General features: G+C 68.9%; 21 protein-coding genes. 15 read left to right on the top strand and 6 right to left on the bottom strand.

The window, feature by feature from the left end; genetic code table 11:
• From VHS75_RS20325 to VHS75_RS20315, 3 genes are all read right to left on the bottom strand, one after another.
• The coding region (locus VHS75_RS20325; RefSeq protein WP_329640442.1) for an IS701 family transposase at nucleotides 1-459 on the bottom strand (459 nt) is incomplete at its 3' end.
• Between the two features lie 169 nt (nucleotides 460-628).
• Complete coding sequence (locus tag VHS75_RS20320; protein WP_329640441.1) at nucleotides 629-1,306, bottom strand: Fe2+-dependent dioxygenase; 678 nt, start codon at nucleotides 1,304-1,306, stop codon at nucleotides 629-631.
• A gap of 2 nt (nucleotides 1,307-1,308) precedes the next feature.
• Nucleotides 1,309-3,798 carry a TonB-dependent receptor gene (locus tag VHS75_RS20315; RefSeq protein WP_329640440.1) on the bottom strand — a complete coding sequence of 830 codons (2,490 nt, stop codon included), beginning with the start codon at nucleotides 3,796-3,798 and terminating at the stop codon, nucleotides 1,309-1,311.
• A 347-nt stretch (nucleotides 3,799-4,145) separates the two neighbouring features.
• Here VHS75_RS20315 and VHS75_RS20310 point away from each other — a divergent pair, with 347 nt between their 5' ends.
• The 7 genes from VHS75_RS20310 to VHS75_RS20280 all read left to right on the top strand — a co-directional run bounded on the left by VHS75_RS20310 (nucleotide 4,146) and on the right by VHS75_RS20280 (nucleotide 12,723).
• Nucleotides 4,146-4,970 (top strand): enoyl-CoA hydratase/isomerase family protein, encoded by an 825-nt coding sequence (locus VHS75_RS20310; protein ID WP_329640439.1) that lies wholly within the window; start codon nucleotides 4,146-4,148, stop codon nucleotides 4,968-4,970.
• A 42-nt stretch (nucleotides 4,971-5,012) separates the two neighbouring features.
• Nucleotides 5,013-6,203, top strand: a complete 1,191-nt coding sequence (locus tag VHS75_RS20305) for an acyl-CoA dehydrogenase (protein ID WP_329640438.1) — start codon at nucleotides 5,013-5,015, stop codon at nucleotides 6,201-6,203.
• Between the two features lie 87 nt (nucleotides 6,204-6,290).
• Nucleotides 6,291-8,636, top strand: a complete 2,346-nt coding sequence (locus tag VHS75_RS20300; RefSeq protein ID WP_329640437.1) for a PAS domain-containing hybrid sensor histidine kinase/response regulator — start codon at nucleotides 6,291-6,293, stop codon at nucleotides 8,634-8,636.
• 97 nt (nucleotides 8,637-8,733) lie between these two features.
• Nucleotides 8,734-9,111: a c-type cytochrome gene (locus VHS75_RS20295; RefSeq protein WP_329640436.1), complete on the top strand. Its 378-nt coding sequence runs from the start codon at nucleotides 8,734-8,736 to the stop codon at nucleotides 9,109-9,111.
• A gap of 220 nt (nucleotides 9,112-9,331) precedes the next feature.
• Nucleotides 9,332-9,787: a cytochrome c gene (locus VHS75_RS20290; RefSeq protein ID WP_329640435.1), complete on the top strand. Its 456-nt coding sequence runs from the start codon at nucleotides 9,332-9,334 to the stop codon at nucleotides 9,785-9,787.
• A gap of 60 nt (nucleotides 9,788-9,847) precedes the next feature.
• The gene (locus tag VHS75_RS20285; protein WP_329640434.1) at nucleotides 9,848-10,774 is read left to right on the top strand and encodes a cytochrome c; all 927 of its coding nucleotides are present in this window, start codon (nucleotides 9,848-9,850) and stop codon (nucleotides 10,772-10,774) included.
• Nucleotides 10,775-11,043: 269 nt separating this feature from the next.
• Nucleotides 11,044-12,723, top strand: a complete 1,680-nt coding sequence (locus VHS75_RS20280; RefSeq protein WP_329640433.1) for an MFS transporter — start codon at nucleotides 11,044-11,046, stop codon at nucleotides 12,721-12,723.
• Nucleotides 12,724-12,726: 3 nt separating this feature from the next.
• Here the strand turns inward: VHS75_RS20280 and VHS75_RS20275 are convergent, their stop codons facing one another.
• Nucleotides 12,727-13,611 (bottom strand): bifunctional precorrin-2 dehydrogenase/sirohydrochlorin ferrochelatase, encoded by an 885-nt coding sequence (locus VHS75_RS20275; RefSeq protein WP_329640432.1) that lies wholly within the window; start codon nucleotides 13,609-13,611, stop codon nucleotides 12,727-12,729.
• A gap of 112 nt (nucleotides 13,612-13,723) precedes the next feature.
• Between VHS75_RS20275 and VHS75_RS20270 the strand changes: the two genes are divergently transcribed.
• The 8 genes from VHS75_RS20270 (at nucleotide 13,724) to VHS75_RS20235 (ending at nucleotide 20,725) form a co-directional block, all read left to right on the top strand.
• Nucleotides 13,724-14,200, top strand: a complete 477-nt coding sequence (locus tag VHS75_RS20270; protein WP_329640431.1) for a (2Fe-2S)-binding protein — start codon at nucleotides 13,724-13,726, stop codon at nucleotides 14,198-14,200.
• Between the two features lie 11 nt (nucleotides 14,201-14,211).
• A complete protein-coding gene (locus VHS75_RS20265; protein ID WP_329640430.1) occupies nucleotides 14,212-16,419 on the top strand; it encodes a xanthine dehydrogenase family protein molybdopterin-binding subunit in 2,208 nt (735 codons plus the stop codon).
• Between the two features lie 326 nt (nucleotides 16,420-16,745).
• Nucleotides 16,746-18,020, top strand: a complete 1,275-nt coding sequence (locus VHS75_RS20260) for a glutamate-5-semialdehyde dehydrogenase (protein WP_329640429.1) — start codon at nucleotides 16,746-16,748, stop codon at nucleotides 18,018-18,020.
• A complete protein-coding gene (locus VHS75_RS20255; protein WP_329640428.1) occupies nucleotides 17,986-18,645 on the top strand; it encodes a nicotinate-nucleotide adenylyltransferase in 660 nt (219 codons plus the stop codon). The genes VHS75_RS20260 and VHS75_RS20255 overlap by 35 nt, the downstream gene beginning before the upstream one ends.
• 112 nt (nucleotides 18,646-18,757) lie before the next feature.
• Nucleotides 18,758-19,150 (top strand): ribosome silencing factor, encoded by a 393-nt coding sequence (gene rsfS, locus VHS75_RS20250; protein ID WP_414694378.1) that lies wholly within the window; start codon nucleotides 18,758-18,760, stop codon nucleotides 19,148-19,150.
• Nucleotides 19,151-19,238: 88 nt separating this feature from the next.
• Nucleotides 19,239-19,463, top strand: coding sequence for a hypothetical protein (locus VHS75_RS20245; protein ID WP_329640427.1), 225 nt, complete (start codon nucleotides 19,239-19,241; stop codon nucleotides 19,461-19,463).
• Nucleotides 19,464-19,511: 48 nt separating this feature from the next.
• Nucleotides 19,512-20,378, top strand: coding sequence for a Ku protein (locus VHS75_RS20240; RefSeq protein ID WP_329640426.1), 867 nt, complete (start codon nucleotides 19,512-19,514; stop codon nucleotides 20,376-20,378).
• A 53-nt stretch (nucleotides 20,379-20,431) separates the two neighbouring features.
• The gene (locus VHS75_RS20235) at nucleotides 20,432-20,725 is read left to right on the top strand and encodes a DUF1330 domain-containing protein (RefSeq protein ID WP_329640425.1); all 294 of its coding nucleotides are present in this window, start codon (nucleotides 20,432-20,434) and stop codon (nucleotides 20,723-20,725) included.
• Between the two features lie 147 nt (nucleotides 20,726-20,872).
• Here VHS75_RS20235 and VHS75_RS20230 read toward each other — a convergent pair whose 3' ends face one another.
• Both VHS75_RS20230 and VHS75_RS20225 read right to left on the bottom strand, forming a co-directional pair.
• Nucleotides 20,873-22,387, bottom strand: coding sequence for a carboxylesterase/lipase family protein (locus VHS75_RS20230; RefSeq protein WP_329640424.1), 1,515 nt, complete (start codon nucleotides 22,385-22,387; stop codon nucleotides 20,873-20,875).
• 185 nt (nucleotides 22,388-22,572) lie between these two features.
• Entirely contained in the window at nucleotides 22,573-23,034 is a 462-nt protein-coding gene (locus tag VHS75_RS20225) for a chemotaxis protein CheW (RefSeq protein WP_329640423.1), read from the bottom strand.

The following is a 23,034-nucleotide window of genomic DNA, read 5'->3' as shown; positions in this document are numbered from 1 at the left end:
AAGCCTGCGATCGATCAGCGCTTGGCCGTAGCGGCTCGCGTAGGCCAGGAACACGCCGACCTGGCTGTTCTCGATCCGACCCGCTGTCCCCGAGTACTGGCGCGCGACACCGGCAGAGCGATCCCCCTTCTTCACAAACCCTGTCTCGTCAACAATGAGGACGCCGTCCGCGTCGCCCAGCGCCTCCACCACATAATCGCGAACCTCGTCTCGCAGCTGATCGGCGTCCCACTGGCTACGCCCCAGCAGCGACTGCATCCGGTAGGGCCGCTCAGCGCCCGACTGCTCGGCCATCAACCAGCCCGTCTTGCGCTCAATGCCGGAGAGAAGACCATCCAGGAAATCCGCGCCCGTCTCGCGCAGCTCTCGACGGCGAAGCACTCGCCCAACCCGCGCTTTAAGCACCGTGAGCTCCTGCTCCCAAGCCAATAAGGATCCTGACCACGAGGCGACAGACATGGCTCCCTCCATAACCTGCCGAAGGGAATCAGAAAATCACTTGATCCGCAACTGTAGTACTAGGACGGATCGACATTCAGCTTCCCTCGCAACTGGCGCTCCAAAGTCCTCTCCCCGCAAGGGGGAGGGGAAACGAGGAACACCCGCCTCCGCTGAATGTCGATCCGTCCTAAACGTCCGACCACATCCGCAGCAGGTTGTTGTAGGTCCCCGCCAGGCTGACCAGGGTCGGATCACCTGGGCCGACCTTCACGCTCATCGCCTGGATCGCGTTGTCGAGGTCGTAGAGCAGGGCCCGCTGGGCGTCGGCGCGGACCATCGACTGGGCCCAGAAGACCGCCGCCCAGCGTGACCCACGGGTGATGGCTGCGACCCGGTGCAGGCTGGTGGCCGGATAGAGGATCATGTCGCCGGCCGGCAGCTTGATGGCGTGCTCGCCATAGGCGTCCTCGACGATCAATTCGCCGCCGTCGTAGTCGTCGGGATCGGTGAGGAAGAGCGTCGCCGAGACGTCCGTCCGGAACCGCACGGGGCCTGCGAAGCGGATGGCGTTGTCGACGTGGGTGTCGAAGGCCATGCCCTCGTCGTAGCGGTTGAACAGCGGCGGGAAGACCCTGAGCGGCAGGGCGGCCGACACGAACTGCGGATGGCGGCCCAGCGCGGTCAGGATCAGGTCGCCGAGCTCGCGGGCGGCCGGTGCGTCCTGCGGGACCTGCAGGTTGCGCTTGGCGAGCGCCGACTGCTCGCCGGCGGTGACGCGGCCGTCGACCCAGGCCTGGCCCTGCAGGATCGCGCGCGCGCTCGCCACCTGCTCCGCGGACAGGACGTTTGGGACATGCAGCAGCATGGCTAGAAGGTCGCTCCCACCGAAAAGATGATCGTCCGCGCCGGCGCCGGCGTCGCCCGCGTGCCGAAGGTCTGGGCGTAGTTCAGCCGGTCGGCCAGGTTGTAGCCATTCACCGACAGGCGGTAGCGGCCGATCCGGTAACTCACGAAGGCGTCGAAGGTGACGTTGTCCGGAACCTCGGCGATCTTCAGCGCGGCCAGGGTGGAGCGGTCGGTGTAGCCGACGCTGCGCGCCGTGTACCCCAGGAAGAGCGTGCTCTGGTAGGTGACGTCGCCGCCGACGGTCAGCCCGTCGACCCACTGCGACAGATCATAGGTGGTGAAGAAGGTCGCCGCGTTCTTCGGCGTGAAGGTTGCCTGCTGGCCGACAGCCACGGTGTTCAACACCGGCAGGGCCGTGGTGACGCCCACGGGACAGACGATGCCGATCGGCGTGCCCGTCGTGGTCGTCGGCACGGCGCAGTTGGCAAAGGACTCTCTGATCCTGTCGTCGAGATAGGTGTAGCCGGCGCTGATCGTCCAGGCGCCGGTGACCTTGCCGGTCAGGCCGAGCTCGAAGCCCTTCACCTCCTGGCGTTCGCCGGACTGGGCCTGCAGGAAGCCGGTGGCCGGATCGGTCTGCAGGGCGTTGTCCTTCCTGATGTCGAAGACCGCGCCGGTCGCCGAAAGCCGCGCGCCGGGCAGGGCGAACTTCGCGCCCGCCTCCCAGATCTCGCTGTCCTCGGGCGCCAGGTCCTTGGAGGTCACCGCCAGGTTGGCCGCCGCGCCCACCACGGAGGTCCCCTGCGGCGTCTGCGACCTGCCCCAGGAGAGGTAGTAGGTCTGGTCGGACGCCGGCTCCCAGACCACGCTGGCCCGCGGGCTCTTCAGGAGGGGCTTCACCTTCAGGTTCGAGGTCGTGTCGTTGAAGAAGGTGGAGCTGAGCTCGGCGGCGTAGCGGTCCAGCCGGTAGCTGCCGATCAGCGACAGGGTCCGTGTCAGCCACAGCCGGTCGGTAAGGAAGATCCCGGCGTCCGTGGACGAGCCGTTGCTCTGTTCGGTGGCCGTCCCCAGGGTGTTGGTGAAGACCGTCGTCCCGTTCATCGTCGCAGTACAGTTGGCCGTCGCCGACGGACAGGCGATGTTTTGGCCGGGGACGGCGCGGAACACCGAATAGCCGGCGGGGAAGTTCGGGTTCGGATTGACGATCGGGTGCGGGATCGCGGGCCGCGTGGCGAAGCCCGCCGGCAGCAGGTAGGCGAAGAACAGCTTGTCGTTCTCCTGGCGCGAGACGTCGACGCCGACGATCGCCTGGTTCCTGAAACGGCCGAGGTCATAGTCGATCCGCGCCGCGGAGATGTTCTGCAGGCCCCTGGCGTCCATGTCGTAGGGGCCCTGGCCGCCGATGCCGCCGAAGGCCTCGGTGGCCGGATTGCCGTCGAACAGGGCCGTCGTGCAGGCCGCGCCGCACTGGTCCAGCGTCGTGTACTGGAAGTAGCGGCGGTAGATCGCGTAGCGGGTGTCCGAGGTCAGGGTGATCTTGTCGTTGACCTGGTGGCTGACGCGGACCGTCACCATGTCGGTGTCGGACCGGTCGATGTCGTTGCGGAAGCCCAGGAAGTTCGAGCGGCGGACGCCGACGTCATATTCGGTAGCCGGCAGGGCGACGATGTCGCCGGGCTTCTGGACGATGACGACGCCGTAGTCCGGCCGCTGGCGGTCGTGCTGGTGCAGATAGCTGGCGGTGAGCTGGGTGTCGGTCCCCAGGCCCCAGCCGACGGTCAGCGCCGCGCCCCAGCGGTCGGAATAGATCAGGTCGCGGTCCACCACCCCGGTGGAATTGCCCATCAGGGTCAGGCGCGCCGCGGTCGTTTCGCCGAACTTGTGATTGATGTCGGCCAGGGCGCGATAGTAGCGACCGTCGCCCACATACCCGTCGAGGCTGGTGAAATCGTCGAGCTTCGGGGCCTTGGAGATGATGTTGATCGCACCGCCGGTCGTGCCGCGGCCGAACATGGCGCCGGACGGGCCTTTCAGGACCTGGACTTCCTCGTAGTTGAAGCTGTCGCGGGTGTAGGCCCCGAAGTCGCGCAGGCCGTCCACATAGACGTCGTCCTTGGCGTCGAAGCCGCGGATCTTGAACTGGTCGCCCGAGAGCGTGCCGCCCTCGCCGATGGCGATGGTGATGCCCGGGACGTTGCGCAGGGCGCCTTCCAGGGTCGCGACCCCTTGCGCCTTCATCTGCGCCTGGCTGACGATGCTGATGGCCTGTGGCGTGTCCTGGACGGTGGAGCTGAGCACGCTGAGGCCCGTGCTGCGATCCAGCGGTTTGGCCTCGCCGCTCACCGTCACGCCGGAGACGGTCGTTTCGTCGGCGGCGTCCGTCGCGGCGGCCGGGACTTCGGCGGCTTGGGCCGCGCCGCACAGGCTGGCCGCCCCGGCGATCATCGCAAGGCCCAGCCGCACCGGCCGCGCCTTGCGATAGGCCACCACCCCGAACGCCCCACCACCCATCGAAAGCTCCCAACTGCAATTGAGAATCGTTCTTAATTAAGCGCGCTCGGCTTTGCAATGCGAATGATTTGCAAGAGCAAATCTCCTCTCCCTCCGGCACAGCGGGGGAGAGGGTAGGGTGAGGGCCGGCTCGAGGGCGTGATCCGCCGTTGGTTCGGCGATGACTCATGAACGGCGCCGCCGCAGACAGTCGGGTCACCAACGGGAGAGACTGTCAGACCCCCAGCCGACCCTCACCCCACCCTCTCCCCGCGTTTCGCGGGGAGAGGAGGAACAGCGGTACGATTCGACGCCGCAACGGATCGGCGCGATGCTGGCCAAAACCGGCGAACGACGGAGGAACGGCGATGGCCTATGACGCGAGCGACTACGAAACCATCACCCTGGAGCGGCGCGGCCATGTGGGCGTGCTGACGCTCAACCGCCCCGACCGGCTGAACGCCATCAACCGGGTGATGATGGGCGAGGTCGCCGCCGCGGTGGCCGCAGTGAAGGCCGACGACGAATTCCGCGCCCTGGTGGTCACCGGCGCCGGCAAGGGCTTCTGCGCCGGGGCCGACCTGCTGGGCGCCGGCCAACCGATCTCCGGCGCCGCCCCGGAGCTCAAAGAACAGTTCGACCGTATCGACGAGATGGGCTGGGTCGGGCGTTGGGCGATGATGTGGTCGGGCCTCGACAAGCCGACCATCGGGGCGATCAACGGCGTGGCGGCCGGCGCCGGCATGTCCACGGCGCTCGCCTGCGACGTGCGGATCGGCAGCGAGGCCGCGCGCTTCAAGAGCGTGTTCATCGAACGCTCGCTGTCGCCGGACTCTGGCCTGTCCTTCTTCCTGCCGCGGATCGTCGGCTATGCGGCGGCGGCCGACCTCATCTTCACCAGCCGCGCGGTAGGCGCCGAGGAGGCCAGGACGCTCGGCCTGCTGAACCGCCTGGTCGGCGCCGACGAACTGGTCGACGCCGCGGTGGACTACGCCAACGAGATGACCCGCTGGCCGCCGGTGGCGCTGCGGGTCTCCAAGCGGGTGCTGCAGCACAACACCGAAGCCACGCTGGAAGAAGCTCTGCGCTACGAGAGCGCCGGCCTCTACTACGCGCGCCGCGCGCCCAACGACGTGAAGGAATCGCGCGACTCGTTCATCGAAAAGCGTCCGGGCGTCTACACAGGCGCCTAATATCCCTTCATAAGGCGCGGCATTCTTTCTGGAGACATTTCCATGCCCCTCGACACCGCCGCCGATCAGAAGACGTTCCGCTGGGACGACCCGCTGGACCTCGCCTCGCGGCTCTCGGAAGAGGAGCGGATGATCTGGGAGGCGGCGCGCGCCTACGCCCGCGACAAGCTGCTGCCCCGCGTGGTCTCGGCCTATGCCGAGGAGCGCTTCGACCGCGAGATCATGACCGAGATGGGCGCGCTGGGCTTCCTGGGCCCGACGCTCCCGGAGAAGTACGGCTGCGCCGGCGTGAACCATGTGGCCTACGGCCTGATCGCCCGCGAGATCGAGGCGGTGGACTCCGGCTACCGCTCGGCGATGAGCGTGCAGTCCTCACTGGTGATGTACCCGATCTACGCCTTCGGCTCGGAAGAGCAGCGGATGAAATACCTGCCCGGCATGGCGGCCGGGACGATCATCGGCTGCTTCGGCCTGACCGAGAGCGACGGCGGCTCCGACCCGGCCTCGATGCGCACGGTGGCGAAGAAGGTCGACGGCGGCTACGTGCTGAACGGGTCCAAGATGTGGATCACCAATTCGCCGGTCAGCGACGTGGCCCTGGTCTGGGCCAAGCTGGACGGGGTGATCCGTGGCTTCCTGGTGGACCGCGGCTCCGAGGGCTTCGCGACGCCGAAGATCATGAACAAGCTCAGCCTGCGGGCCTCGGTGACGGGCGAGATCGCGCTCAGCGACGTCTTCGTGCCCGACGACATGATGTTGCCCAACGTCAGCGGGCTGCGCGGGCCGTTCTCCTGCCTGAACAAGGCCCGCTACGGCATCGCCTGGGGCGCCATGGGCGCGGCCGAGTTCTGCCTGCACGCCAGCCGCGACTACACCGTGAGCCGCAAGGTGTTCGGCAAGCCGCTCGCCGCGCGCCAGCTGATCCAGAAGAAGCTGGCCGACATGCAGACCGAGATCGCCCTGGGCTTCGAGGGCGCGCTCGCGCTGGGCCGGCTGATCGACGAAGGCGCCTGGGTTCCGGAGGCCATCAGCCTGATGAAGCGCAACAATTGCGGCAAGGCGCTGGCCATCGCCAGCGAGGCCCGCGACATCCACGGCGGCAACGGCATCTCCGGCGAATACCATGTGATGCGTCACGCGGCGAACCTAGAGACGGTCAACACTTACGAAGGCGCGCACGACGTTCACGCGCTGATCCTGGGCCGCGCGATCACCGGCGAGAACGCCTTCTAGCCCGTGACGGCACGCCGCTAGGCGGCTCCACATTACGTTTACGACTGGGCGATATGGTCGCGCCCCTACCTGGGGGGTGGACTGTCCATGGCCGGAAAAAGCGCGTCAGGCGCGGCCGACAAGGCTGAGATGATCAGCTCGCTGTTCTTGAACAGCAGCGATCTGATGCATGTCGTCAGCGACCGCGGTCTGCACAAGCTGATCAATCCGGCCTGGAAAACCCTGCTGGGCTGGGACGAAGCGGACATCATCGGCAAGCCGGCGATCGAGTTCACTCATCCGGAGGACCGCGAAGGTGTGGTCGAACGGATGATGGCGCTGGCGCCGGGCGGGGCCTGGGAGCGCCAGGTCCGGATGCGGGCTAAGGACGGAACCTACCGCTGGTTCGCCGCGCGCACCCAGAAGATGCCGAACGGCGAGTTCATCGGCACGCTGCGGGACGCCACGACCGAACGCGCCCGCGCCGAAGAGCTGGAAGAGACCCGCCGTATGCGGCGCGAACTCAGCGAGTCGGCCGGCATCGGCACCTGGCTCTTCGAGCCGCTGGAGGGGCGCATCGAATGGTCGCCGGACCTGCTGCGGCTGACCGGCTTCGACGTGGAGGAAATCACCGCCGCCGAACAGTTCTACGAGCGTGTCCACCCGGCCGACCGCGCCCACACCAGGCGGCTGATGATTCACGCCGTGCAGACCGGCGAAGGCGCGACACTGGAGCACCGGATGAAGGTGGGCGGCCGCTGGACCTCCTGGCGCACGACCTTCCGCACCCTGCCCCGCGCACCCGGCGCCTTCGCCCTGAAGGGCATCTCCGAGGAAATCACCGAGCTGGCCAAGGCTCGCGACGTCGCCCGACGCGGCGAGCTGCGCATGAAGCGCACGGAACGCGAGGCCCAGGTCAACGCGCAGCGCCTGGCTGTGGCGCTCGAGGCGGCCGAGGCCGGCGTCTATGAGATCGACCACGTCGGCAAGACGTTCTGGGCCTCGCCGGAGTTCGTGAAGCTCACGGGTCAGGACGACGCCACCTATGAACAGGCGACCCAGCTGCGCTTCCCGGGCTTCCATCCCGACGACCTGGACCACGTGCGCGACTCCTTCCGCGCCCTGCACACCGGTTCGAGCCCCGCCGGCGCCTTCGACGCACGGATCGTGCGGCCGGACGGCGAGACCCGCTGGATCCGCGTCTCGCACCACCTGAAGGTCGGCAAGGGCGGCCGCTGGCTGAAGGCGGTGGGCCTGATCCAGGACTTCGACGCGCGCAAGCGCCAGGAGATCGCGCTGCGGGAGGCGCAGGAGGCCGCCGAGGCCGCGGGCGAGGCGAAGTCCGCCTTCCTGGCCAACATGAGCCACGAGATCCGCACGCCGATGAACGGCGTGATGGGCGTCTTACACCTGCTCAAGGGCGAGAAGCTCACCGAGGAGGGCCGCCACATGCTGGAGGAGGCGCTCTCCTGCGGCCAGATGCTGGCCGAGCTGCTCAACGACGTGATCGACTTCTCGAAGATCGAGGCCGGCCGCCTGGAGCTGAGCGACGAGGCGCTCGACCCGCAGAGCCTGCTGGAGGGCGTCAGCCGCTTGCTGCGGCCGCAGGCCGAGAGCAAGGGCCTGCTGCTGCGCCTGGATTGCGAACCGGGCCTCGGCTGGGTGCGCTCCGATCCGGTGCGCCTGCGCCAGGCGCTGTTCAACCTGATCGGCAATGCGGTGAAGTTCACCGAGCGGGGCTCGGTCACCGTGCGGTGCGGCTCGCCGCGGCCCGGCTTCCTGCGCTTCGACGTCATCGACACCGGCGTCGGCATTCCGGACGAAGCGCAGAGCCGGATCTTCCAGCGGTTCGACCAGGGTGACGCGTCCACCACCCGCAAGTTCGGCGGTTCGGGCCTGGGCCTGGCGATCACCCAGAAGCTGGCCGAGATGATGTCCGGCGCCGTGGGGTTCTCATCGCAAGAGGGTCTCGGCTCGACCTTCTGGCTGGAGATCGCCGCCGGGCCGGCCGAGGCCGTCGCCGAGACCTGCGAAAGCCTGGAACCGGTGCTCGAGGGCCTGCGCGTGCTGGTGGTCGAGGACAACGCCACCAACCGGATGATCGCCACCAAGCTCCTGGAAAGCCTGGGGGCCCAGGTGGCGACCGCCGCCGACGGCTACCTGGGCGTCCAGGCCGCGGAGACCGGCGATTTCCACCTGATCCTGATGGACGTGCAGATGCCGGGGATCGATGGGCTCGAAGCCGCACGGCGCATCCGCGCGCTCGGCGGCGGCGCCGCCCAGACCCCAATCGTGGCGCTCACCGCTAATGTGCTGGCCCACCAGCGCCGCGCCTATCTCGACGCCGGCATGGACGGCGTGGTCGGCAAGCCGATCTCGCCCGGCGTTCTGCTGCGCGAGATCGCCCGCCTGAGCGCGCCGGCGCCTGAGGTCGAGGCCACTGAGGCGGCCTAAGGATTCGAGCGGAATTGGATGCGGGTCCGGCTTCCACCGGCGCGGGAACCGATGCTAAGGCTTCCCCAAGGACACCAGCCTTCGGAGTTGACCTGCAATGAGCCTGCGCCGCCCTTCCGCGACCCTCTGGCTGGCGGCGCTCGCCGCCGCCGCCGCGACTTCCGCCCTGGCTCAGCCGGCCACGCCGCCGGCCGACTTCGCCGTCTGCACCGCCTGCCATGAGGTCAAGCCGGGCGGCGTGTCGCTCGGCCCCACCCTGTTCGGCGTCGCCGGCCGCAAGGCGGGCACGGTCGCGGACTATGACTATTCGCCGGCCATGAAGGCCTGGGGGATGAGCTGGACGCCGGAGAACCTGGCCGCCTTCATCCTCGACCCCGCCAAGACCGTGCCCGGCAACAAGATGGACTATTCGGGGGCCGCCGATGCGGCGACCGCCAAGGCCATCGCCGACTATCTGGCGACCTTGAAGCCCTGAGTCCCGCGACGTCAGGGATTCTTCGAAGGAACGGTATGCTCAGGCAGCTGAGCCTTGCCACTTGTGGCAGGAACGAGGTCGCGGTACGTCGGGGCCTGACTTGACTGGAAAAAGATGGGGGTCCGCTGAAATCGTTGGGATTCGCCCAACGCCGCCGGCAACGCCCGACCACGGCAAACTTCACGCCCGCCGTCGTCGCGGGCGCACTCCGGAGCCTCGAATGACGCGTTCTCAATCCTACATCTGGGCCACGGCTGCCGGCGCGGTGCTGGCGATCGGCGTCTCCTCGCTGGCGCTCTCGGCCGGCAATCCGGTGGAAGACCGCCAGGCGGTGATGAAGGCGGTCGGCCAGTCGATGAAGGAAGCCGCGGGCCTCAACTCGCCGGCCACCTTCGACGCGGCCAAGGCCAAGGGCGCCATGGACGCCGTGGCCGGCAACGCCAAGAAGCTGCACAGCCTCTATCCGGCCGGCAGCGGGGCCGACCCGAAGAGCGCGGCCGACCCCAAGGTCTGGGAAAACAAGGCGGACTTCGACAAGCGTCTGACGGAAATGGCTACGCTCGCCACCGCCGCCGGCAAGGCCGCCAGTGCCGACGCCTACAAGCCGGCCTTCGCCGCGGTGGGCGCAACCTGCAAGTCGTGCCATGACGTCTATCGCAAGAAGAAGACGGCCTGAGCCGCGAACGGCGCGCTTGGGCGCGCCTGACGGACGGACATCAAGGGGTGGAAAGCGGCGATGCTTAGGCGCGGATTGATCGTCGTGGGCGTGCTGGCCGTGATTGTGGCCTGCGCCCTGTGGTTCATCACGGCGCCGAAGACGCTGCCGGCGTCGGAGCTGGCGGCCGGCTATCATCCCGACGTCGCCAACGGCCAGGTCATCTTCACCGCCGGCAATTGTTCGGCCTGCCACGCGACGCCCGGCCAGGACGACCGCACCCAGCTGGCCGGCGGCCTGAAGCTGAAGTCGCCTTTCGGGTCCTTCGTCGTCCCCAACATCACGCCGGACAAGCAGTTCGGGATCGGCGCCTGGACCGAAGCCCAGTTCGTCAACGCCATGAAGCGCGGGACGGGCCGCCGCGGCGAGCACCTCTATCCGGCCTTCCCCTACAGCTCCTACAGCCTCTTGAAGACGTCTGACGTGCGCGACCTCTTCGCCTACCTGCAGACCCTGCCGGCCGTGGCCAAGCCGACCGCGCCACACGAACTGAAGTTCCCCTACAGCCTGCGCCCGGCGGTGGGCTTCTGGAAGCTGCTCTACTTCAAGCCGCACGAGTTCGTGACCGATCCGAAGCAGTCGGCGGCCTGGAACCGCGGCGCCTATCTGGCCGAGGGCCCGGCCCACTGCGCCGAGTGCCACACGCCGCGTAATGCGCTGGGCGGCGTCGAGGCCGACAAAATCTACGCCGGCGCCCCGAACCTCGAGGCCGGCGGCCGCTTCGCCAGCAATATCACGCCGTCGAAGGACGGCATCGGCGACTGGAGCGAGCAGGACATCACCGACTTCCTGAAGTCGGGCACCGACAAGTGCTTCAATGAACCGACCGGCATGAAGGACGTCATCGCCTCCACCAGCAAGCTCCCCGACGCCGACGTGGCCGCAATGGGGACCTACATCCACGCCCTGCTGCCCAAGGACGGCAACGGCAAGAAGAAGACCTGCTGACTTACCTCCCCCATCGCGGCAGCGATGGCGGGAGGGGGACCGCTCGCCGAGCGGAGCGAAGAGTGAGTCGTGGAGGGGGCGAGCTCCATCCGCTGAGCGTGAATGTCAGGTCGCCCCGCCGCGCCTGAGGGTCGCCCCCTCCACCATCGGCTCTTCGGCCGATGGTCCCCCTCCCGCCGCTTTGCGGGGGAGGTAGCGACAGCGGCGCGCTTCCACCGCCGAGCGAACCGGTGCTAATCCAGCCCGACAAGTCAGGGGAGACTGAACGCATGGCGGAACTCGCCGCAGCAGCAGGCGTCGTGGCGCCGGAGAAGGCCGCGAGCCTGCGCACCGTCGTCGCCGCCTCGTCGCTGGGCGCGACCTTCGAATGGTATGACTTCTTCGTCTTCGGCAGCCTGACGCAGGTGGTCTCCAAGACCTTCTTTTCCGGCCTGAACGAGACGGCGGGCTATATCGCGGCGCTCGCCCTGTTCGGGGTCGGCTTTGCGTTCCGGCCGATCGGGGCGCTCGCCTTCGGCCGCATCGGCGACCGGGTGGGCCGCAAGGGCGCCTTCCTGATCACCGTGGCGCTGATGGGCGGCGCGACGGTCGCCATCGGGCTGTTGCCCAGCTACGCGACCGCCGGCATCGCCGCCCCGATCCTGCTGCTCGCGATGCGCATCGTCCAAGGCTTCGCGCTTGGCGGCGAATATGGCGGGGCGGCGATCTATGTGGCCGAGCATGCGCCGAGCAACGCGCGGGGCCGCTCGACGAGCTGGGTGCAGACGGCCGCGGCCTTCGGCCTGTTCGGCGCGCTACTGGTGATCCTCCTGACCCGCCTGATGCTCGGCAAGGCGTTCGGGCCTGCGGCCTTCGACGCCTGGGGCTGGCGCATCCCGTTCCTGTTCTCGGCGGGCCTGCTGGCGGTCTCCATCTTCATGCGCATGAAGCTGCAGGAGAGCCCGACCTTCGCCACCATGAAGGAAGAGGGCGGCCTGTCGGCGGCGCCCTTCACCGAGGCCTTCGGCCGGTGGAAGAACCTGAAGCTGGTGCTGCTGGCCCTGGTGGCGGTGATGTTCGCCCAGGGCGCAGTCTGGTACACGGCCTTCTTCTATGTGCAGACCTTCATGGAGAAATTCCTGAAGGTCGAGGCTACGACCATCAACGGCCTGATGATGGCCATCGTGGCGGCGAGCGCCCCGCTCTACGTCTTCTTCGGCTGGCTCTCCGACAAATGGGGCCGCAAGCCGGTGATGCTGGCCGGCATGACCCTGATGCTGGTCGCCTACTTCCCCGGCTTCCACATGCTGGCGGGAACCCTGAACCCGGCGCTCGCCGAAGCCCAGGCCGCCGCGCCGGCCACCGTCATCGCCGACCCGGCGGACTGCTCCCTGCAGTTCGATCCCGTCGGCAAGGCGAGCTTCACCTCGTCGTGCGACATCGCCAAGAGCGTGCTGGCCAACGCCGGGGTGTCCTACATCAACGAAGCCGGACAGCCGGGGCAGCTGGCCATCGTGCGCGTCGGCCTGGCGACCATCCCCTCGCTCGACGCGCGCGGCGCGCCCAAGGACGTGGCCAAGGCGATCAAGGCGACGGTCGAGGGCCATATCAAGGAAGGTCTGGCCCGCGCCGGCTATCCGGCCAAGGCCGATCCCAAGCGGATGAACCTGCCCGGCGCCTTCGGGGTGCTGATGATCTTCGTGGTGGCGTCGACGGCGCTGTTCGGGCCGATCGCCGCCTTCCTGGTGGAGCTGTTCCCGACGCGGATCCGCTATACGGCGCTGTCGCTGCCCTATCACATCGGCACCGGCTGGGTGGGCGGCTTCGTGCCCTTCACCGCCTTCGCCATCGTAGCGTCGGTCGGCAACATCTATTCGGGGCTCTGGTACCCGTTCGCGTTCACCGCGATCGCGTGTGCGACCTGCCTGTTCCTGGTTCCCGAGACCTTGGGCCGGCGGCTGGACCAGTAGGCGCTAACCCGCGATCGGCAGGACCTCGGTCTCGACGCCGGCGGCCTCCAGCACCGTCTGCTCGCTGCGCCAAGCCGGGCCGGTGACCAGGCGCGCCACGCGCAGGCCCTGACCGGTCAATTCCGCCAGCCGCGCCGCCGTCTGCGGCCCCGTGCGCTCGGCGTCGCGGCGGGCCAGCGCCAGGATGTCCGGATGCGCCGCCTCATCGCAGACCAGCACGTCGGCGGCGGCCAATGCGCGGGCCGCCTTCAGGGTCAGCAGGTCCGCCGGTCCGCGCGCATCGATGAACTGCACCATCCCCGCGCCCGGCTCATCGCGGGCCAGGGCCTGGCGCAGCAGGGTCGCGGCCAGCGCCTTGTCGCCGCGCAGGGCGGCCTCGGCGGCCGGGCCGTTGAGCGCCGCACGCAGGAAGGCGCGGCGGCGATGCGGCTCCGGCAGGGCCTTGCGCACCTCGTCCTGCATCCCCGCGAACAGGGCGGCCAGATGCCCAGCGCCTTCCGGCACACGCGCCTCGATGTCGTGGCGCAGCAGGGTCGCCAGCATAGGGGAAGCGCCGCCGGTGCCGATGGCCGCCACCACCTCCCCGCGGTCGATCAGGGCCGGCGTGGTGAAGTCGCAGAGCGCCGGGCGGTCGACCACATTGACCGGCACATGGGCCGCCCGCGCCGCGCCGGCGGCGGCTTCCGCAAAGGCGTCATCGTCGGTGGCGATGAAGGCCAGCGCCGCGCCCTCATAGGCCTCAGGCTTCAGGGCCGCCTCGCCTTCCAGCCGCCGGATCCTGGCCGGCGAGCCCACGAACAGCCGCAGCTTCGCCTCGGCGGCCTCGCCGGTCCCGACGATGACGATGGTCTTGCCGGACAGCGGATAGAAGGCGGGAAAGGCGTCCATGGGCCGGCGATAGATAGCGGAGGTCGGCCCCACAAGCCACGGCGGGCACACTTACGGCGCGGTCTGATCATCGTTAGGATGCGTCGCGGACTCTCCGGGAAGGACCTGCGCCATGACAACGACGCTGAACGTAAACGGCAAGGCTACGCCGGTGGAGGCGAGCCCGGACACCCCGCTACTGTGGGTGCTGCGCGATGAGCTCGGCCTCACCGGGACCAAGTACGGTTGCGGCATCGCCCAGTGCGGGGCCTGCACGGTGCTGGCGGACGGCCAGCCGATCCGCTCCTGCTCCACGCCGATCGCGGCGCTGGCCGCGGCCAAGATCACCACCGTGGAGAGCCTGGGCGGGAACCACCCGCTGCAGGTGGCCTGGGTGAAGAACGACGTGCCGCAGTGCGGCTACTGCCAGTCCGGGCAACTGATGAGCGCCACGGCCCTGCTGGCCACGAAGCCCAAGCCCACGGACGCCGAGATCGACGCGGCGATGAGCGGCAACATCTGCCGCTGCGGCACCTACCAGCGCATCCACGCCGCCATCAAGGAAGCCTCCGGCCAGCCGGCCGCAAAACCCGTCGCGGCCAAGGCCTGAGAGGGATCGCCATGAACCAGCTTCTCAAGGACCTGAAGGCTTTCCAACCCGTCCCGACGCGGCGCCAGGCGCTGGGCATCGGCGCGACCCTGGTGGGCGGCGCCCTGCTGATCGGCTGCTCGCCCCAGACCATCGGCAAGATCATGAGCGTCGGCGCGCCGCACGACTTCGGCGCCTTCGGCCCCTTCATCAAGGTGGCCGCCGACGGAACCGTGACCGTGGTCTCCAAGCACATCGAGTTCGGCCAGGGCAATCACGCCGGCCTGGCCGCCATCGCGGCCGAGGAAATGGACGCCGACTGGGACAAGGTGAAGGTCGAGCAGTCGCCCGCCAACGCCGCGGTCTACGCCAACACCAGCTTCGGCATGCAGGGCACCGGCGGCTCCTCGGCGATCTCCAATAGCTGGATGCAGCTGCGCAACGCCGGCGCGGCGGCGCGGGCCATGTTCGTGCAGGCCGCGGCGACCACCTGGAGCGTTCCGGCCGGCGAAGTCTCGGTGAAGGACGGCGTCGTCAGCCACGCGGCCAGCGGCAAGCAGGCCCATTTCGGCGACCTGCTGGGCGCCGCGGCCAAGGTCGCGCCGCCGCAGAAGCCGGCGCTGAAGGACCCCAAGACCTTCACCCTGATCGGCACGGACCGCGTACGGCGCAAGGACTCCGCGGCCAAGGCCAGCGGGACGGCGCGCTTCACCCAGGACGTCCACCTGCCGAACATGCTGACCGCCATGGTGGCGCACGCGCCGAAGTTCGGGGCCAGGGTCGCCAGCTTCGACGCGGCCGCGGCGAAGAAGGTCCCCGGCGTGGTGGACGTCTTCCAGATCCCCACCGGCGTGGCCGTGGTCGCCAAGACCACCTATGCCGCGCGCCAGGGCCGCGACGCCCTGGTGGTCACCTGGGACGAGACCAAGGCCGACAAGCGGGGTTCCGACCAGTTGCGTTCCGAGTGGACGACGCTGGCCAACAAGCCCCTACCGACCGGCGCGAGCCTGAAGTGGTACCCCTTCCTGGCCCGCGGCGATGCGGCCAAGGCGGCGTCCGAGCCCGCGGCGCTGGAGGTCAGCTACGACTTCCCGTTCCTGGCGCACGCCACCATGGAGCCGATGAACTGCGTCGCGGTGGTCGACGGGAACCACGCCAAGTTGATCCACGGCTCGCAGATCCCGACGCTGGACCAGCTCAACACGGCCAAGATCGTCGGCAACCTGCCGGGCGCCATCGAGATCGAGACCCTGTTCGCCGGCGGCAGCTTCGGCCGCCGCGCCAACTTCCAGTCCGACTACGTCGCCGAATGCGTCCACATCGCCAAGCACGTGGGCAAGGGTCGGCCGGTGAAGCTGGTCTGGACCCGCGAGGACGACATGACCGCGGGCTACTATCGCCCGATGGCGCACCACAGCCTGCGGATCAGCGTCGACAAGGACGGCTACCCCGCGACCTGGCGGCACCGCGTCGCCGTCCAGTCGCTGAGCAAGGGCTCGCCGCTCGGCGATCACGGGCTCGATCCGTCCGCTGTCGAGGGCGCGAAGGATTCGCCCTACCTGAAGGCCACCCCGGTGGTCGACGGCCAGGCGATCCATCCCGACGCCGCCGTGCCGGTGCTGTGGTGGCGCTCGGTGGGGGCGACCCACAACGCCTTCGTCATGGAGCACACCATCGACCAGCTGGCGAAGAAGGCCGGCAAGGACCCGGTCGACTATCGCCGCGCCCTCTACGCCAAGGCCGGCGCGGACCGCCACCTGGCGGTCCTGAACCTCGCCGCCGAGAAGGCCGGCTGGGGCAAGCCGGCGCCTGCCGGTTGGAGCCGCGGCGTGGCCGTGCACGAAAGCTTCGGCTCGGTGGTGGCGCAGATCGCCGAGGTGAAGCTGGTGAACGGCGAACCGCGCGTGGGCCGGGTAGTCACCGCCATCGACTGCGGCACGGCCATCACCCCCGACCAGATCGCCGCCCAGATGGAAGGCGGAACCTGCTACGGCCTGTCGGCGGCCCTGTTCGGCGAGATCACCCTGAAGGACGGTGCGGTGCAGCAGCACAATTTCGACGCCTATCGGGTGCTGCGCCACAACGAGGCGCCGACCGTGGAGACCTACATCGTGCCCTCGGGCGAAGCGCCCAGCGGGGTCGGCGAGCCCGGCACGCCGGTGATCGCCCCGGCGGTGGCCAACGCCCTTCTGGCCATGGGCCAGCCGCCCACCACCCGCCTGCCGTTCGTGAAAGCCTAGCCTAAAACCTCCCCCGTGCGCGTGTTCAGACCGGGGACATCCGTGACGGGTGTGCGGAGACATCCGTGACACCTTTCCGATCTCGCAAGGAGGTCGGAGATGCCGTTCACGGGAGTCTAGGCGATGGATCGCAAGGGGGAGGGGGACCACGAAGTGGTGGAGGGGGCGCTGCCTCCGCACGGCCCCAACGCCCCCTCCGTCAGCTTCGCTGCCACCTCCCCCGCACGCTGCCGCTACGGGGGAGGTATTTGACGCACCGCCTTGAGGTTTGGATCGCCGTCACAAACCGGCTAGGTAAGGCTCAGTCTGAGCATATGGGGTCCTGAGTGGACGACGCCGGTGCAAGCTTGCAGGCGCAGATGAGCGCTATGGGGCGCGCGGCCCACGAAGCCGCCGTCGCCCTGCGGTTGGCCGATGCGGAGACCCGCACCCGCGCGATCGCCGCCATGGCCGAGGCGATCCGCGCCAACGCCGCCGACATCCTGGCCGCCAACGCCCACGACGTGGCCGCCGCCAAGGCTTCCGGTATGGTGCCGGCCATGGTCGACCGCCTGTTGCTGGACGAAGCCCGCGTCGAGGCCATGGCCAGGGGCTGCGAGACCGTCGCCGCCATCCGCGATCCGCTGGGCGCGGAGCTGGACCGCTGGGACCGGCCGAACGGGCTGGACATCGCCCGAGTGCGCACGCCGATCGGGGTCATCGCGATCATCTATGAGAGCCGGCCTAACGTGACCGCCGACGCCGCGGCGCTGTGCGTGCGGTCCGGGAATGCGGCGATCCTGCGCGGCGGGTCCGAATGCCTGGCCTCGAACCTCGCCATCCATGCCGCCGTAGCTCGCGCTATGGAGGCCGCGGGGCTGCTCAAGACCTGCGTGCAGATGGTGGGCACGGCCGACCGCGCCGCCGTCGGCTTGATCCTGGGCGGTCTGGATGGGGCGGTGAACCTGATCATTCCCCGAGGCGGCAAGAGCTTGGTGGCCCGAGTTCAGCAGGAGGCCCGCGCCCCGGTGCTGGGTCATCTTGAGGGGATCAACCACGTCTTCCTGCACGCCAGCGCCGACCTGGAGAAGGCCAGGGCGATCGCCGTCAACGCCAAGATGCGCCGCGTCTCGGTCTGCGGAGCGGCGGAGACCTTGCTGGTCGACTCCGCCGACGCCCAGCGCCTGCTGCCGCCGGTGGCCGAGGCCCTGCGCGCCGCAGGCTGCGAGCTGCGCGGCGATGCGCGCGCGCGGTCCCTGGTTCCGGACATGGCGGCGGCGACCGACGAGGACTGGTCGACCGAATACCTGGCCCCGATCATCAGCGTCGCGGTGGTCGACGGCGTCGAGGGCGCGGCCGCCCACATCGCGGCCCACGGCTCGGCCCACACCGACGCCATCGTCGCCGAGGATGGCGCGGCGGCCGAGCGGTTCGTGGCCCTGGTGGATTCGGCCATCGTCCTGGTCAACGCCTCGACCCAGTTCGCAGACGGCGCCGAGTTCGGCTTCGGCGCGGAGATCGGCATCGCCACCGACCGGCTGCACGCCCGCGGCCCGGTGGGCGCGGAGCAGCTGACAACCTACAAGTATGTGGTCCGCGGGACCGGCCAGACGCGCCCCTGAAGGCGGGCGCCCGGCCGCGCTCAGGCCCGGATTCCATCTGGAGCCCGGAATGCGCGTGGGCCTCTACGGGGGTTCGTTCAACCCGGCGCATGAGGGCCACGCCCACGTCGCCGAGACCGCCAAACGCCGGCTGAACCTGGACCATGTGATCTGGCTGGTCTCGCCGCAGAACCCGCTGAAGGCCAGCCACGAGACCGCAGACCTGGCCGAGCGGATGGCCGGCGCGCGCCGCCAGGCCAAGGGGCCGGGCATGATCGTCACCGATGTCGAGGCGCGCCTGGGCAGCGCCTACACCATCGATACCGTGCGCGCCCTGAAGCAGCGGTTCCCCGGCGTGAAATTCGTCTGGATCATGGGCGCCGACAGCCTGGCCAGCTTCCACCGCTGGCGTGGCTGGACCCAGATCATGCGCGAGGCGCCCGTCGCCGTGGTCTCGCGGCCGTGGATCGGGCTGAAGAGCCGGTTCTCGCCGGCCGCCCGGCGGTTCGCCCGCTTCCGCATCCCGTCCATCGCGGCCGCCACGCTGGCTGACCGCAAGCCGCCGGCCTGGGTCTTCCTGCGCGGACCGCTCAACTTCCAGAGCTCCACAGCCCTGCGCGAGCGGATGAAACGGCTGAAGCCGTGATGGGCGGCTGACCGGCGCCCCTTTGCGTGCTAGGGTGGCTCTTGCGAGGCTTAAAGGAGTTACCCCGCTGACCCGTGAAGTTGCGCCCCGTGCGCAGGAAAGCGCCCCCTCTTTGAGAGAAGCCGGGCTTTCCAAGACCCCCCTGGACCGCATCGCGGCCCTGGAGGAGATGATCCTGAGCCGCTTGGACGACGATAAGGCGCAGGACGTCGTGTTCATCGACCTCAAGGGAAAATCGGCGATCGCAGACGGCCTGGTGGTCGCCTCCGGGCGTTCGCACCGTCATGTCGGCGCCATGGCCGACCACCTGCTGCGCGCCTTGAAGGACGAAGGCTACGGCCGCGCCCGGGTCGAGGGCCTGCCCAGCTGCGACTGGGTGCTGATCGACACCGGCGACGTGATCATCCACCTGTTCCGCCCCGAGGTCCGCAGCTTCTACAACATCGAGAAGATCTGGTCGGTGGACTCACCCCACCGGACCCAGGCGGCCGGCCCGGTCGTCTAGAGCTTTCGAGACCCGTCACCGGGGCGTGCGGCGGCCAAGTTCCGGCTGCGCCAGAGCAACCTTATCCGTTTGAATCCGTTAGGGTTGCATGCCCAGGATCATCATTGACTGCCCGACCACCGGCGCGGAGGTTCCGACCGGACACCGCACCCAGGACTTCGCTCTCTCGGCCGTCGTCGAGCCGCGCTCGTTCCGCTGCCCGGTCTGCCACCAGGTGCACGCCTGGCGCGGCGAGGACGCCCGGATCGAGGGCGTGGAACGTGAGCGGGCCACAGTCGGCGCGGCGATAATGGATCCATCACCCTCGAACTGATCCCCCACAGTCGCGTTTCCTCTGTTCATTCCAAGGGGACAAGCGACCATGGCCACCCGTCCGACCTGGCAGGGCTATCTGCGGCTGTCGCTGGTGAGCTGCCCCGTGGCGCTCTACACGGCGACCTCGCGCGGCGGGGAGGTGCATTTCAACATGCTCTCCAAGGCGACCCACAACCGCATCCGCATGATCCCCACCGACCCTGAGACAGGGCCGGTGGAGCGCTCGCAGATCGTCAAGGGCTACGAGATCGAGAAGGGCCACTACGTCGTCGTCACCGGCGAGGAGCTGGAGGGCGTGCGGCTGGAGACCACGCGGACGCTGGATATCGAACGCTTCGTCGGCGACGAGGACATCGACCGGCTCTACTGGAACGACCCCTATTTCCTGGCCCCCGACGGCGAGATGGCGGCCGAGGCCTTCGCGGTGATCCGCGAGGCGATGAAGAAGGCCGGCAAGGTGGCGCTGGGCCGGCTGGTCATGCACCAGCGCGAGCGGCTGATGGCGCTCGAGCCGCACGACAAGGGCATCGTCGCCTACACCCTGCGCAACCGGACCGAGGTCCGCGAGGCCGACGAGATCTTTTCCCACATCAAGGCGGTGAAGCCGCCGGCCCAGATGGTCGAGATCGCCGCCAGGATCATCGACCAGCTGGAAGGCCCCTTCGATCCCAGCCAGTTCAACGACCGCTACGAGGACGCGCTTCGGGCCCTGATCAAGGAAAAGCAGAAGGGCCACACCATCGAGGCGCCCGAGGAGCCCCGCGAGGCCGAGGTCATCGACCTGATGGAGGCGCTGAAGCGCAGCCTCGGCCAGTCCGGCGGCGAGCGGCGCAAGCCGGCCTCGGCCCATGCCGCGCGCAAGAAGCCGGCCGCCACGCCCCATAAGAAGCCGCCCGCTAAGAAACGGGCCTGACGCTGATGGCTCCGCCGGCTAGGTTCGCGCCTTTCTCGGCAGGGAGGGCGCATATGGCGGCCTATGTGGTCAACGAGATCGTGGTCACCGACCCGGACCTCTTCCAGACCTATTCCGTCCAGGTCCCGCCGACGCTGGCGGCGTTCGGCGGTCGCTACCTAGTGCGCAGCGGCGCGAGCCAGGCCATCGAGGGCGAGCCTCCCGGCCGCCTGGTGATCCTGGAGTTCCCCGACCGCGCCGCGGCGCTCGCCTGGCGCTCGTCGCCCGCCTATAGCGCCATCCTGCCGATCCGCGACGCCAGCTCGACATCGCGGGTCTATGTGGTGGACGGGTATCAGCCCCAATAGCCCGCTTACCACCAACGCCCGTCATCCTCCGGTCGCCCGAAGAGGCGATCCGGGGGACCCAAGCTGAGTCAGCCGATTGGCGAATCGGCTTGGGTCCCCCGGATCAGCCTGCGGCTGACCGGAGGATGACGATGAATTTTGAGCCGCTTATTTCGGCGACGTCGGCGAGGCGCCGCCGCCGGCTTTCACATTGGCTTCCTGCCAGTCGAGCTGGGCCTTCAGGAAGTGATCGTGCGGCTTCGCGCCATCGGCGCTGAACTCCATGTAGGTTTCGGCCGGCGCGAACTTCGGCCAGGCCGGGCCGCCGGCTGAGTCCGGATTGCCGGTTTTAATAAAGGCCGCCCAGTAGGCGCTGACCGACTTGGCGAGCGGCAGGTCCACGTCGGCGAACTGCTGCTTGGGGCCGGCGAAGGCGTACTTGATCTCCGCGGTGTGCGGCGCGCCGAACGCCAGCTGGGCCTTCGCGCCCGGCGACACGTAGGAGAAGTAGTAGGTGTAGACCGGCTGGCCGGCCTTGGCCTGGGCGCGGCTGATCGCCCGGTCCGGCTCGGTGATGTACTGGCGCGTCGCCATGTCGTTGGCCATCTGCGCCTTGTTGCCGGCGCCGGTCGGATCGAAGGCGGCCACCGCCGCGGCCTTGCGGTCGGCGGAAATGGCGTCGACGGCGGCGGCCTGCGGGCGGAAGAGGCTGGCTTCGTTGGAGTTGCCGCCGATCAAGAGCGGCACCTTGGCCTGCTTGCCGGCGGCGAAGCCCTCGTAGATGCCGCCCTGCACATAGCGGCCATCGAGGATCGGGCCGGCGCGGGAGGTGAACGGGCCCGAATAGGGCATGGCGCTGAGCGGCAGCTTGCGCAGGGCTGCGGCGGCGGCGGCGTCGTCGCCGCTGACCCCGGCGGTGGCGGCGGCCTTCAAGCCCTGGGCCTGGGCGTCGGCCATCGAGGTGGGCTCCAGGCGGCCGAAGCTCGACTCGCCGATGGCCTTCTGGAAGAGGCCACGGGCGTCGGGCGCCAGCATCAGCTCCAGCACCGAGATGCCGCCGGCGCTCTCGCCGCCGATGGTGACGTTGTTGGGGTCGCCGCCGAAGGAGGCGATATTGGCGTTCACCCACTTCAGCGCCGCGATCTGGTCCATGTAGCCGTAGTTGCCGCAGGGGCCTTCCTTGCAGAGCGCCGGATGGGCGAACCAGCCGGCGCGGCCCAGGCGGTAGCTGACCGAGACGGTGATGATGCCGTCCTTGGCGAACTGGATGCCGTCGGTCTGGGCCCCGAACGCGCCGACCGCCGAGCCGATGGTGAAGCCGCCGCCGTGGATCCAGACGTAGACGGGAAGCTTGGCGCCCGGCTTGGCGCCGGCGGGACGGGTGACGTTCGCGAACAGGCAGTCTTCGGTGTACTCGCCCTTCTGGGTCGGCTGGCAGGAGGCGCCGGCATGGGTCGCATCGCGTTCGCCGGTCCAGGGCGCGGCGGCCATCGGCGGCTTCCAGCGCAGGTCGCCGACCGGCGGCGCGGCATAGGGGATGCCCCAGAATTCTTCGACGCCCTCGACCACGGCGCCCTTCAAGACGCCCTGCTTGATCGTGGCGGTCTGGGCAGATGCGCCCAGCGGCAGGCTGAGCGCACTCAGCGCAAAGGCGGCGGCGGCCAGTTGGCGGCGAACGATCATCCGAAATCCCCCTTTATGATTTCGCTGGTCTCTAGTGCGCGGCTGTTGCGCGATTGTGTCCGAGGGCCTGCACGACAGGCAAGGAAAAGGCGGCCGCGCTGGGGGGAGCGCGGCCGCCTTCGGCGCCACTGGGGATTGGCGCCTTCCCCATCGATTGACCCGGTCCAGGTCAGCCGAGAAGCTTGTTACGCCGCGAGCTGCTCGCCTGGCGGGATCACGGCGTCGAGGGACAACAGGGTGACGATGCCGTCGTTGGTGGTGATCACGCCGCGCACGAACTCGTGGACACGGGCCGAGCCGACATCCGGCGCCGGCTGCAACATGCCCTCGCCAAGGGTGAGGATGTCGCAAACCGCGTCGACCATCAGTCCCACCAGCCGGTCGCCGATCTCGGTGACGATCACCACCGAGGCGGTGTTGGGCTCGCTGTCGCCGAGGCCCAGGCGCGAGGAGAAGTCGACCACCGGCAGGACGGAGCCCCGCAAGTTGATCATCCCCAGCACGTGGGCCGGCGACTGCGGCAGGCGGGTGGAGGCGCACCAGCCGCGGATTTCGCGCACGGACATGATGTCGATGGCGAAGCGCTGACCGCTGATCTCGACGATGATCAGCTCATGGCCGGTGTTCACGTTGAGATTCGCGGTCAC

Origin of the sequence: Phenylobacterium sp., assembly GCF_036264965.1 — a bacterium.
In the GTDB taxonomy this organism is placed as follows: Bacteria; Pseudomonadota; Alphaproteobacteria; order Caulobacterales; family Caulobacteraceae; genus Phenylobacterium.
The sequence above is the reverse complement of the archived record's forward strand: the minus strand, read 5'-3'. Positions and strand labels throughout refer to the sequence as shown.

Excerpts from the sequence above, each read along its gene's own strand:
- VHS75_RS20320 (WP_329640441.1), bottom strand. The coding sequence starts at position 1,306 with ATGCTGCTGCATGTCCCAAACGTCCTGTCCGCGGAGCAGGTGGCGAGC.
- VHS75_RS20315 (WP_329640440.1), bottom strand. The coding sequence starts at position 3,798 with ATGGGTGGTGGGGCGTTCGGGGTGGTGGCCTATCGCAAGGCGCGGCCG.
- VHS75_RS20310 (WP_329640439.1), top strand. The coding sequence starts at position 4,146 with ATGGCCTATGACGCGAGCGACTACGAAACCATCACCCTGGAGCGGCGC.
- VHS75_RS20305 (WP_329640438.1), top strand. The coding sequence starts at position 5,013 with ATGCCCCTCGACACCGCCGCCGATCAGAAGACGTTCCGCTGGGACGAC.
- VHS75_RS20300 (WP_329640437.1), top strand. The coding sequence starts at position 6,291 with ATGGCCGGAAAAAGCGCGTCAGGCGCGGCCGACAAGGCTGAGATGATC.
- VHS75_RS20295 (WP_329640436.1), top strand. The coding sequence starts at position 8,734 with ATGAGCCTGCGCCGCCCTTCCGCGACCCTCTGGCTGGCGGCGCTCGCC.
- VHS75_RS20290 (WP_329640435.1), top strand. The coding sequence starts at position 9,332 with ATGACGCGTTCTCAATCCTACATCTGGGCCACGGCTGCCGGCGCGGTG.
- VHS75_RS20285 (WP_329640434.1), top strand. The coding sequence starts at position 9,848 with ATGCTTAGGCGCGGATTGATCGTCGTGGGCGTGCTGGCCGTGATTGTG.
- VHS75_RS20280 (WP_329640433.1), top strand. The coding sequence starts at position 11,044 with ATGGCGGAACTCGCCGCAGCAGCAGGCGTCGTGGCGCCGGAGAAGGCC.
- VHS75_RS20275 (WP_329640432.1), bottom strand. The coding sequence starts at position 13,611 with ATGGACGCCTTTCCCGCCTTCTATCCGCTGTCCGGCAAGACCATCGTC.
- VHS75_RS20270 (WP_329640431.1), top strand. The coding sequence starts at position 13,724 with ATGACAACGACGCTGAACGTAAACGGCAAGGCTACGCCGGTGGAGGCG.
- VHS75_RS20265 (WP_329640430.1), top strand. The coding sequence starts at position 14,212 with ATGAACCAGCTTCTCAAGGACCTGAAGGCTTTCCAACCCGTCCCGACG.
- VHS75_RS20255 (WP_329640428.1), top strand. The coding sequence starts at position 17,986 with ATGTGGTCCGCGGGACCGGCCAGACGCGCCCCTGAAGGCGGGCGCCCG.
- VHS75_RS20245 (WP_329640427.1), top strand. The coding sequence starts at position 19,239 with ATGCCCAGGATCATCATTGACTGCCCGACCACCGGCGCGGAGGTTCCG.
- VHS75_RS20240 (WP_329640426.1), top strand. The coding sequence starts at position 19,512 with ATGGCCACCCGTCCGACCTGGCAGGGCTATCTGCGGCTGTCGCTGGTG.
- VHS75_RS20235 (WP_329640425.1), top strand. The coding sequence starts at position 20,432 with ATGGCGGCCTATGTGGTCAACGAGATCGTGGTCACCGACCCGGACCTC.
- VHS75_RS20230 (WP_329640424.1), bottom strand. The coding sequence starts at position 22,387 with ATGATCGTTCGCCGCCAACTGGCCGCCGCCGCCTTTGCGCTGAGTGCG.